A 9,468-nucleotide genomic window follows, 5' to 3' on the forward strand; every position below is an offset into this window, starting at 1 on the left:
AGTGAGATCCAGGACCTTATCTGAAAGACACGTTTGAGACTGCAAATCTCGGTATTTTTGCAGGATAACGTGCTTTTTTTATGCAACTACAGGGTCAACTTTGAACCGCGACAAAAATAATTAGACATAATACAGCTCCTCGGGCGATCGATATTGGTGTCGTTTTCTCGGCCTGGAGTTCAGTTCATCAGCAATGCGGTCGCACTGTTGTTGAGTTAGATTTTCCATAGAGGTGCCTTTGGGAATGTATTGGCGAATCAGGCCGCTGGTATTTTCATTGCTTCCTCGCTCCCATGAGTGGTAGGGATTGGCAAAGTAGAACTTAACAGAGGCATGGGCCTCAATTTTCTGGGCAAAATATAACCAGAACGAAAGGCCGGAGTTTTTCTACAACCTCGTTACATTTCAATATCATGATCATAAAAACTAAATTAGATAAAAACGACTGGAAAGTCTTTAATCACTACGTGAAAGCCAAAGTTCAGGAAGATGCTCGATCTTGGATGGACTCTCCAATCTTTAATGTTTTTATCTGGCTATTGATTGCCGTAGTAATTTTGGGTGTCACTCGCCCAGATATGGGGCTACATTGGCAATCAGCTGCTTTCGCAGCGGTAGTTTGCTCCATTCTGTTTTTCTCAATCTACTCAAAAGAAGTTAAAGTTCTTAAGAAGTTGATACCAAGAGTAGATGACTCCATCTATGAAGAAAAAACAATAGAGGTTTCAGAGAGCGGCATTAGAAGTAAAAATAGTAAACATGACATCTTCTTAAACTGGGAAAATTTTAGCTCAGTCGAGTTTGAAGGCGGATTAATAATGCTGTTCCTGGATCGTGCCAACGCTATCGTAATCCCCTCGGCTCAGGTTTCAGAACCAGCGGCGTTAGTGGAGAAGGTTCGTGCACTCATCAAAATGTAACGAGGTGCTGCAGCCGACGCCTTACTTTGTGCACGGGCGCTGCGCTCCCATTACCGTGCAAAAAGCACACAAATTAAGAAAAGTCTGAAAAAATTGGAGGCTAATGTATATTCGCTGGGAGAAGCTTATTCTTGCCAAATGGCTCGGAATCGACAATCCGGCGAAGACAGTGCGCAAGTCTCTGGAAGGTAAATAGCACCATGAGCAAAGTATTGTTTATCTGCAGCCGTAATCAGTGGCGAAGTCCAACGGCCGAAGCTGTGTGGCGTAAACAGCCAAACATAAGTGTTCGGTCTGCGGGTACAAGCCCAAAGGCTCGGAGAACAGTCAGCCAAGCGGACATTCGCTGGGCTGATGTTATTGTTGTGATGGAGCAGAAGCATAAAAATAGGCTGGTGACAGAATTCACTCGTCTTTTAGATCACAAGCCTATTCATGTGCTGGAAATCCCCGATGAGTACAAATACATGGACCCAGAGCTTGTTGAAATTTTGAAGGAAACTGTAGGCGCTTGTCTCGAACTTCAATGATCAGTTCCCCTTAACCAATCGTTCAACCGGGCGCCCACTGCTGCGCAATGGCCACCGGTTAGCTCCGTCTTAGAAATCAATCAGGAGTAGCATGGATATCAACTGGCAAGGTTTAATCACTGGCGCGATAACAGTTCTTGTGATTACTTACTTTACGAAAAGAGCTACCTACGCTGCGCAGGAAGGCGAATTAAGGTTTGGCTTATTTATGAAAGGCTTGGGTCTAGTGTGCTTGCTATTTTCGGCCGTTCCGTTTGTCGTGTTTTTAACCGGAAACTATCAGGTTGATAAACCTGGAGAAACAATAGCTCTTATTGGTTTAACTATTGGTTTTGGTGTGGGTGCTATTTACGCGTTAGTTGAAGGGTTCTTTGTTGAAGGCTCTTACGATGATACTTCAATCTACTTCTCAACGCCTTGGACCGGAAAAAAGAGCGAGAAATGGGATGATCTTGAATCAATAAATTTTAACGGTTGGTGTTATTGGTATGTACTCAAATTCAAAAGCGGTAAGGTAATTCGCTTATCTTCTTACTTAGGCGGTCATGGTTATTTGTTGGAGTTTTTGCAGGATCGTGGCCATGATTCTTAGTGTCAACTTTGAACCGCGACAAAAAGCTAAAGCGGACGCTGGAAAGCGCGCCGCTTAGCTTGGCGTTATGTGTGTCCATTGATCTAGCTACACATCATGGGTGCAGGAGTACCGCGCGGATGCCGGGTTAAGGCAAGGGTTCCCGCGATCTTTCGCTCAGTGGCCGAACAACAACTGCACAGCCACACTGAACATCATAATGGCCACCCCCAGATCAAGCAGGCGCCAGGTCGCCGGGCGCGCCAGCCAGGGCGAGAGCCATGCGGCGCCGAGGGCGAGGCCGAAGAACCAGGCCAGTGATGCGCTGGCGGCGCCCAGCGCATAGGCGCCCGGTTCGGCCTGCTGGGCGCCAAGGGAGCCGATCAGCAATACGGTGTCCAGATAGACGTGCGGGTTGAGCAGGGTTACCGCCAGGGCGGTGAGCAGCACCGCGCGACGCGAGCGCGGTCCGGCTTCCGCGGCCCCTTCGAGCCCCTGCGGGCGAAGGGCGCGGAGCAGAGCCTTGAGTCCGTACCAGAGCAGGAAGGCCGCGCCGCCCCAGCGCGCCATCGCCAGCAGCGCTGGGCTCTTCAGCAGCAGCGCGGCCAGACCGAAGACGCCGGCGGAGACCAGCACCGCATCGCACAAAACGCAGAGCGCGGCCACCGGCAGGTGGTGTTCGCGGCGCAGGCTCTGCGCCAGTACGAAGGCATTTTGCGCGCCGATGGCGACGATTAGCCCGGCGCCCAACAACAGTCCGTTGAGGTAGCTCTGCCACATATCGATATTCCTTCGGGTTGGCCTGCCGGTAAGGCGGCGAGGCGGGAGCGGTGATGCAGGTGAGTCTGGACCGGAAGGTGATATAAGAAAAACAAATCTTGCTGATCACCCATTAGGAAAATCGATATGTTCGACTACAAGCTGCTCTCCGCGCTCGCCGCCGTGGTGGAGCAGGCTGGTTTCGAGCGGGCCGCGCTGGTATTGGGCCTGTCGCAGTCGGCGGTGTCGCAGCGGATCAAGCTGCTTGAGGCGCGGGTCGGCCAGCCGGTATTGGTGCGGGCGACACCGCCGCAGCCCACTGACTTGGGCCGGCGACTGCTCAACCATGTGCAGCAGGTACGCCTGCTCGAGCGCGACCTGCAGGGCCAGGTCCCGGCGCTCGACGAGGGCGGCCAGCCGGAGCGACTGCGCGTCGCGATCAACGCCGACAGCCTGGCGACCTGGTGGGCGCCGGCGGTGGCCGATTTCTGCGCTGGGCACCGGGTGTTGCTGGATCATGTGGTGGAGGATCAGGATGTCGGGCTCAAACGCATGCGCGCCGGTGAAGTGGCGGCCTGCGTCTGCGCCGCCGAGCGCCCGGTGGCCGGCGCGCGCAGTGTCGCGCTGGGGGCCATGCGCTATCGGGCGGTGGCCAGCCCGGCGTTTATCGCCCGGCATTTTCCCTCCGGGGTGACGCCCGCCGCGCTGGCGCACAGCCCGGCTATCGTTTTCGGGCCGGACGATTTTCTCCAGCATCGCTATCTGGAATCGCTGGGCGTCGCGGGTGGTTTCGCCTATCACCTCTGCCCGTCCTCCGAAGGATTCGTCCACCTTACCTCGGGTGGTTTCGGCTGGGGTTTGGTGCCGGAGTTGCAGGTGGCCGGCGAGTTGGCCCGTGGTGAACTGGTCGAGCTGCTACCGGAGCGGCCGGTGGATGTACCGCTCTACTGGCACCACTGGCGCAACGGTGGCGAACTGTTGGGCGAACTCACCCGTCAGCTTGTACGGGCGGCGGAAGAGTTGTTGGTGCGGTAGGGGCAGGCTTACCCTCCCGTGGGAGCCAGCCCTGCTGGCGAAGAGGGCGTGGCAGATAGCACCGGGTTAATCGCCTGCAAGGCAGGCTCCCACAGAGTCGGGCCGGAATATCAGGCCGCAAACTCGATTTCCACCAGACTACAGCTCTGCGTATAACCCATCGCCCGCTTGATGGTGGGATACACCGAGGCGGTGGCGACGCAGACCCCCAGTTCGATGCGCTGGGACTTGTCCAGCTGTGCATCGATGCGCTCCTCGAGCTGCGGATCGATATTGCGGTAGCTGGCCACTGCGGTGGCGAAATCGAAAATATCCTTCAGGTTCTCCGGCAGTCGGCTGCCGCCCTGGAGGCAGGCCTGCACCAGCTGCGGATCCACGCCCATTTCCAGCGCCATGCGCACATTGAGCTGCAAACAGGCGCCGCAATCCGCCACCTGCATCGCCGCGAGCTTGCTCACCCAGTAGACGTCCAGCGGCAGGAACTCCCGGTGGTAGGACAGCGGGCGGAAGTCGGCGAACTTTTGATAGCCTTCCGGCGAGCTTTGCAAAAACTCTCTCAGGTAGTTCACGTCGTAGCGGTAGTGGCTGGAAAAGCTTTCCAGGTTCTGGAGGTGTTCTTCGGTGGTCATCGTGTTTCTCCTAACATTGGTGAGGAGATCGCATCATCCACCAGCAAAGTTGCCGGTAAAAGTTAGATTCCATCAGCTATTTCGATAGGTGGGCTGTAGTAGTTGCCATACAGGCGCCGGGCCTCGCGGGCGAACCAGCGCGCGGCGGTGCCCTGGGGTGTTTTGCCGGACCACAACAGATCTACCCCCAGGCTCCAGGCGCTCAGTGCGTTGGTCAGGTTCAGTTCCACCAGCTTGCCGCTCTTCAGGAAATGGCGCGCCAGCTCGTAGGGGCGTTGACCCAGCCCACGCCCTTGCAGGCCAGGTCCAGCGCCTGCAGCAGCGAATCACTGCTCCAGGTCTGTGGCGACAGCTGCCAGCGGCGATTGCCCGAGGGGGAGGCGGTGATGATCTGCCGGTGCCTGGCCGCCTCGTTGAGGGAGGCGGCGGGGGTCTGTGCCAGTGGGTGGTCCGGGCTAGCGAGGGTGAGAATCCGCTGCTGGCCCAGGTTGTTGAAATCCAGTTCGTCCGGATAGCCGTCGCGGGCGGTGACAAAGGCGAAATCCGCACCGCCGTCGGCGATCTGGCGGATGGCCTGTTCATCGGTGGCGGTGCTGGCGTGGATCTGGGTGTGGGGAAAACACTCGGCGAAGGCCGCCAGCATGTCGTTGAGCTTGTCGGGCATCACCAGCTCTTCGAACAGGACCCGCAGCAGTGGCTCCTCGCCTCGCTGGTAGGAGTCCGCCGCCTGCTGGAAGCGGCGCAGCTGGCCGATGGCCTGGCGCGCCAGGGGCAGCAGCGACTGCGCCGCCGCCGTCGGGGTCGGGTACTTGCCGCTGCGGTCGAACAGCTCCAGCCCCAGGTCCAGTTCCAAGTTCTGGATCTGCGCGCTGACCGCCGACTGGGCGCGCCCCATCTCCCGCGCCACCGCGGAGAAGGAACCCTTTTCGCAGGCGGCGACGAAGGTGCGCAGTTGGTCCAGGTTGAGGTTGTTCATTGTGGAAAGTTACTCGGAAATCATCTGTAGGGGCGAACCTTGTGTTCGCCCAGGCGGGCCTGCGGCCCGCTTGCGGAGCTGGAGCTCCGCGGTCCCAGGAGCTCAGGGCTGTTCGTGTTCGGTCAGGTACTGGTTCTTCAGCTTGACGTAATTGTCGGCGGAGTAGCGGAAGAATTCCCGCTCCTTATCCGACAGCGGCCGCGCCTTTTTGCAGGGCGCGCCCACGTACAGGTAGCCGCTCTCCAGGGTGCGCCCGGGCGGCACCAGCGCGCCGGCGGCCAGCACCACCTCGTCCTCGATCACTGCGCCGTCGAGCACAATGGCACCGATGCCGATCAGTACGCGGCTGCCGACTGCGCAGCCGTGCAGACAGGCCTTGTGGCCGATGGTCACGTTGTCGCCGATGGTGAGTGGCCAGCCCTCAGGATTGAAGGGGCCGGCGTGAGTGATATGTAATACCGAGCCGTCCTGAACGCTGGTGCGCGCGCCGATGCGAATCCGGTGCATATCGCCGCGCACCACCGCCATGGGCCAGACCGAGCTGTCGTCGCCGAGGGTGACATCGCCGATCACCGAGGACTGCGGGTCGATATACACCCCGCTGCCGAGCTGGGGGGATTTCTCCCGTTCGTTGTCGCCGTGGGGGCGCAGTGGGGACATAACGCATCTCCTGTACAATCGGTCCATTATCATAGCCTTATCGATTTATCTGCACAGAGTGTTGTATGTCCAATCCACTGTCGAATTTTTCCCTGCTGCCGCCCTTCGACCAACTGCAACCGCAGCAGGCGGAGCCCGCCATCTCCGAACTGATCGAGCAGTGCCGCGCACAGCTTGAGGCCGGCTTGAAGAACCCGGGTTGGGATACCACCCTGGTCCCGCTGGAGGAAGCCCAGGACAGTCTCAACCGGGCCTTTTCCCCGGTCAGCCACCTGAACAGCGTGCTCAGCGGCCCCTGGCGGGCGCCCTACGAGGCGGCGCTGGCCAAGGTTACCGATTACTGGACCGAGCTGGGCCAGAACCGCGATCTCTACCGGGTCTACCAGCAGCTGGCAGAGGCGGGGGAGTTTTCCCACTGGCCCCAGGCGCGCCGGCAGGCGGTGAAGCTGGGCCTGCGGGATTTCGTGCTCGGGGGCGTGGGCCTGGAGGGCGGGGCGCGGGAGCGCTTCGCCGCCAACAGCCGTCGCCTGGCGGAGCTGGGCAGCCGCTTCGCCAACAATGTGCTGGATGCCACCAATGCCTGGAGCTATCACACAGAGGACGAAGCGGAGCTGGCCGGGCTGCCGCAGACCGCGCTCGCGGCGGCCGCCGCCGCGGCGCAGGCGAAGGATCTGTCCGGCTGGCTGATCACCCTGGAGGGGCCCAGCTTCCTGGCGGTGATGATTCACGCGGAAAACCGCGAGCTGCGCGAGCGGGTGCACCTGGCGTTTGTCACCCGCGCCTCGGAAACCGGACCCCAAGGCGGGCAGTTCGATAATTCCGCGGTGATGGAAGAGATCCTGGCGCTGCGCGCCGAGCAGGCAAAATTGCTCGGTATGTCCAGTTACGCCGAGCTGTCCCTGGCCAGCAAGATGGCACCGGATTGTGAAAAAGTACTGGAATTCCTCGAGGACCTGGCGGCGCGGGCCAGGCCCGCCGCCGAGCGCGAGTTCGCCGAACTGCGGGAATTCGCCGCGGAAAAACTCGGGTTGGAGGAACTGCAGCCCTGGGACATCGCCTGGACCGCGGAGAAGCTCAAGCAGCAGCGCTACGCGGTAAGCCAGGAGGAGCTGCGCCCCTATTTTCCTTATGGAAAAGTGCTCGCCGGACTCTTCGCGGTGGTGGAAAAGCTGTTCGGCATCACCGTGGAGGAGGACACTTCGGTAGCCACCTGGCACCGCGACGTACAGTTCTTCTGGCTGCTGCGCGACGGCGAGCGCATCGCCGGCTTCTATCTCGATCCCTTCGCCCGCGAGAACAAGCGCGGCGGTGCCTGGATGAATACCGTGTGCGTGCGCCGGCAGGGGGCCGCGGGCCTGCAGTTGCCGGTGGCCTACCTGGTGTGCAATTTTTCATCTCCCGCTGCAGATGCCTCTTCCCCCGCTGCGGGCGCCTCCCCCGCCGCAGACGCTCCGTCGCTGCTGACCCACTACGAGGTCACCACCCTGTTCCACGAATTCGGCCACGGCCTGCACCATATGCTCACCCGGGTGGATGTGGCCGCGGTGTCCGGCATCAACGGCGTGGCCTGGGACGCGGTGGAGCTGCCCAGTCAGTTCCTGGAGAACTGGTGCTGGCAGCCCCAGGCCATCGCGATGATCTCCGGCCACCACGAGACCGGCGAGCCGTTGCCGCAAGCGCTGCTGGACAAAATGCTGGCGGCGAAGAATTTCCAGTCCGCCATGTTCACCGTGCGTCAGCTGGAATTCGCCCTGTTCGATTTCCGCCTGCACTGCCGCGACAGCGGCGCCAGCGCCGGGGAAATCCAGCAGCTGCTGAACGCCGTGCGCGCACAGGTGGCGGTGGTGCCGGTGGCGGAGGAGAACCGCTTCCAGCACGGCTTCAGCCATATCTTCGCCGGCGGTTATGCGGCCGGCTATTACAGCTACAAATGGGCCGAGGTGCTGTCCGCGGACGCCTTCTCGCTGTTCGAGGAGAAGGGTATTTTCGACCGGGATACCGGCGACAGATTCCTGCACAGCATCCTCGAACAGGGCGGCAGTCGCGACGCGCTGGACCTGTTCACAGAATTCCGTGGCCGCGAACCTACAATAGACGCGCTGCTGCACCACAGCGGCATCGTGGAGTGCGACGAGACCGCCCATGAGTGACGATAACTTGAGTAACGACAACTTGAGTAAAAACAGTGAAAAGCCCGTAAAGAAGCGCTTTATTGCCGGGGCCGTCTGCCCCCGCTGCGGGGAGATGGACCGGATCGTCAACTACCGGCGGGAGGGCAGGAATTTTCGTGAGTGCGTGGCCTGCGGTTTCGAGGACGAAATCCGCCTGCAGTCCGCACCGCGGGTGCCGGGTACGCGGGTGGACAAGAGTGAAACCGCGGCAGAGGCCGAGGTGCCGGTAAAAATAATCCAACCACCCAAAAAATAAAGCGTGAAAAAATACTATCCACTGCTGGCCTTCCTGCTGGTTATCGCCATCGCAAGTCTCTACGGCCTGGATCACTACCGCGAATTGCGCGAGCGGCAGCGGGAGCAGACGGCGCTGCTGCTGGCCCGCTGCGTCAACCAGGGCATCCTGTCGCTGTTCAAGCTGCAGGCCAACGACTGGCGTGCGCGGCCGGACTTCTACCGCGAACAGGAAGAAAAGCTGGATGCGGCGGTGGCGCAGTTGCCCCAGCAGCTGCTGGAGGGGAGTCCCTTCGCCGAGTGGCAGGCGGCGGTGGAAATTTGCGGCAAGCTCACCCGCCACAGCAACCTGCAGCACAGGACCATTTTCCGCCCGCTGGGGCAGTTCGCGTCGCGGGAAATGTTCGCCCCTACGGCCCTGAAGGACCGCAGGGCCCAGGGCCAGCGCCGGCGGGTCATCGGCAAACTGCAGGTCTCCGCCCAGGCGGCGGAACGCTACCTGGAGGACCTTCGCACGGATATCCGCAACCAGGTGAACAGCGGCGGCCTGTCGCCGGAGAGCCGGGAAAAGGTCCGTTCGGAAATCGACGCGCAGGTGCTGGATTACTACCGCCGCGGCAACTTTTCCCCGCGACAGGTCAACGCCCACCTGGAGCGGGTGGCGCGCTACTACCAGCTGCTGGCGGAAAATCCGCGCGGCTATACGCTGCGCGGCGGCAGCCTGTACTTCTACGATAAAAACCTGCGCCGGAAGATCGACGATCTCAACAGCGCAATTCTGCAGGGCGAGGCGGAATTCTACGCAAACTGGCAGCAAATCCTGCAGCACCAGCAGGTGCGTATCTGACGGAGAAATCCGCCCCATCCCTCTTTTACTGAACGGTGCCTGCTGTAGACATCATGGATTGACCTGCCCAGCCTCGACATCGTGGGTTATGTTTGGAGGCTGGAAAGAACCCTAAACACAGAGCCACATCGAGGGG

Annotated in this window: 12 protein-coding genes and 1 pseudogene; 7 read left to right on the forward strand and 6 right to left on the reverse strand. The window is 60.0% G+C overall.

The features are described from left to right. Positions 1–120: 120 nt before the first annotated feature. Positions 121–351 (reverse strand): annotated as a pseudogene (locus FHS09_RS22030) (IS30 family transposase); the annotation flags it as partial. Between the two features lie 62 nt (positions 352–413). Here FHS09_RS22030 and FHS09_RS22035 point away from each other — a divergent pair. From FHS09_RS22035 to FHS09_RS22045, 3 genes are all read left to right on the forward strand, one after another. Next, entirely contained in the window at positions 414–920 is a 507-nt protein-coding gene (locus FHS09_RS22035; protein ID WP_183464000.1) for a hypothetical protein, read from the forward strand. A 200-nt stretch (positions 921–1,120) separates the two neighbouring features. Continuing rightward, a complete protein-coding gene (locus FHS09_RS22040; RefSeq protein ID WP_183464002.1) occupies positions 1,121–1,450 on the forward strand; it encodes a low molecular weight protein tyrosine phosphatase family protein in 330 nt (109 codons plus the stop codon). Between the two features lie 91 nt (positions 1,451–1,541). Then, on the forward strand, positions 1,542–2,042 hold the full coding sequence (locus FHS09_RS22045) for a hypothetical protein (RefSeq protein WP_183464004.1): 501 nt from the start codon (positions 1,542–1,544) through the stop codon (positions 2,040–2,042). A 156-nt stretch (positions 2,043–2,198) separates the two neighbouring features. On the opposite strand, the gene FHS09_RS22050 is transcribed toward FHS09_RS22045, so the two are convergent. Next, positions 2,199–2,801, reverse strand: coding sequence for a LysE/ArgO family amino acid transporter (locus tag FHS09_RS22050; RefSeq protein ID WP_183464006.1), 603 nt, complete (start codon positions 2,799–2,801; stop codon positions 2,199–2,201). 126 nt (positions 2,802–2,927) lie between these two features. Between FHS09_RS22050 and FHS09_RS22055 the strand changes: the two genes are divergently transcribed. Then, the gene (locus tag FHS09_RS22055) at positions 2,928–3,815 is read left to right on the forward strand and encodes a LysR family transcriptional regulator ArgP (RefSeq protein WP_183464008.1); all 888 of its coding nucleotides are present in this window, start codon (positions 2,928–2,930) and stop codon (positions 3,813–3,815) included. 110 nt (positions 3,816–3,925) lie between these two features. Here the strand turns inward: FHS09_RS22055 and FHS09_RS22060 are convergent, their stop codons facing one another. From FHS09_RS22060 to FHS09_RS22075, 4 genes are all read right to left on the reverse strand, one after another. Continuing rightward, positions 3,926–4,444, reverse strand: a complete 519-nt coding sequence (locus FHS09_RS22060) for a carboxymuconolactone decarboxylase family protein (RefSeq protein ID WP_183464009.1) — start codon at positions 4,442–4,444, stop codon at positions 3,926–3,928. Between the two features lie 62 nt (positions 4,445–4,506). Then, positions 4,507–4,674, reverse strand: a complete 168-nt coding sequence (locus tag FHS09_RS22065; protein ID WP_183464010.1) for a hypothetical protein — start codon at positions 4,672–4,674, stop codon at positions 4,507–4,509. A 14-nt stretch (positions 4,675–4,688) separates the two neighbouring features. Continuing rightward, entirely contained in the window at positions 4,689–5,420 is a 732-nt protein-coding gene (locus FHS09_RS22070) for a LysR family transcriptional regulator (RefSeq protein ID WP_183464011.1), read from the reverse strand. Positions 5,421–5,522: 102 nt separating this feature from the next. Further along, entirely contained in the window at positions 5,523–6,080 is a 558-nt protein-coding gene (locus FHS09_RS22075) for a gamma carbonic anhydrase family protein (protein ID WP_183464012.1), read from the reverse strand. A 65-nt stretch (positions 6,081–6,145) separates the two neighbouring features. Between FHS09_RS22075 and FHS09_RS22080 the strand changes: the two genes are divergently transcribed. Genes FHS09_RS22080 through FHS09_RS22090 form a run of 3 tightly spaced genes read left to right on the forward strand, consistent with a single transcriptional unit; the run spans position 6,146 to position 9,332 of the window. Then, complete coding sequence (locus FHS09_RS22080) at positions 6,146–8,230, forward strand: M3 family metallopeptidase (RefSeq protein WP_183464013.1); 2,085 nt, start codon at positions 6,146–6,148, stop codon at positions 8,228–8,230. Then, positions 8,223–8,507: a YheV family putative zinc ribbon protein gene (locus tag FHS09_RS22085; RefSeq protein WP_183464014.1), complete on the forward strand. Its 285-nt coding sequence runs from the start codon at positions 8,223–8,225 to the stop codon at positions 8,505–8,507. Before FHS09_RS22080 ends, FHS09_RS22085 begins: the two co-directional genes overlap by 8 nt. A gap of 3 nt (positions 8,508–8,510) precedes the next feature. After that, complete coding sequence (locus tag FHS09_RS22090) at positions 8,511–9,332, forward strand: hypothetical protein (protein WP_183464015.1); 822 nt, start codon at positions 8,511–8,513, stop codon at positions 9,330–9,332. The last annotated feature ends 136 nt before the right edge of the window (positions 9,333–9,468 follow it).

Origin of the sequence: Microbulbifer rhizosphaerae (assembly GCF_014191725.1) — a bacterium.
GTDB classification, from domain to species: Bacteria; Pseudomonadota; Gammaproteobacteria; order Pseudomonadales; family Cellvibrionaceae; genus Microbulbifer; species Microbulbifer rhizosphaerae.

Coding starts and splice junctions, on each gene's coding strand:
- FHS09_RS22085 (WP_183464014.1), top strand. CDS start 8,223: ATGAGTGACGATAACTTGAGTAACGACAACTTGAGTAAAAACAGTGAA.
- FHS09_RS22045 (WP_183464004.1), top strand. CDS start 1,542: ATGGATATCAACTGGCAAGGTTTAATCACTGGCGCGATAACAGTTCTT.
- FHS09_RS22050 (WP_183464006.1), bottom strand. CDS start 2,801: ATGTGGCAGAGCTACCTCAACGGACTGTTGTTGGGCGCCGGGCTAATC.
- FHS09_RS22080 (WP_183464013.1), top strand. CDS start 6,146: ATGTCCAATCCACTGTCGAATTTTTCCCTGCTGCCGCCCTTCGACCAA.
- FHS09_RS22035 (WP_183464000.1), top strand. CDS start 414: ATGATCATAAAAACTAAATTAGATAAAAACGACTGGAAAGTCTTTAAT.
- FHS09_RS22075 (WP_183464012.1), bottom strand. CDS start 6,080: ATGTCCCCACTGCGCCCCCACGGCGACAACGAACGGGAGAAATCCCCC.
- FHS09_RS22040 (WP_183464002.1), top strand. CDS start 1,121: ATGAGCAAAGTATTGTTTATCTGCAGCCGTAATCAGTGGCGAAGTCCA.
- FHS09_RS22060 (WP_183464009.1), bottom strand. CDS start 4,444: ATGACCACCGAAGAACACCTCCAGAACCTGGAAAGCTTTTCCAGCCAC.
- FHS09_RS22070 (WP_183464011.1), bottom strand. CDS start 5,420: ATGAACAACCTCAACCTGGACCAACTGCGCACCTTCGTCGCCGCCTGC.
- FHS09_RS22055 (WP_183464008.1), top strand. CDS start 2,928: ATGTTCGACTACAAGCTGCTCTCCGCGCTCGCCGCCGTGGTGGAGCAG.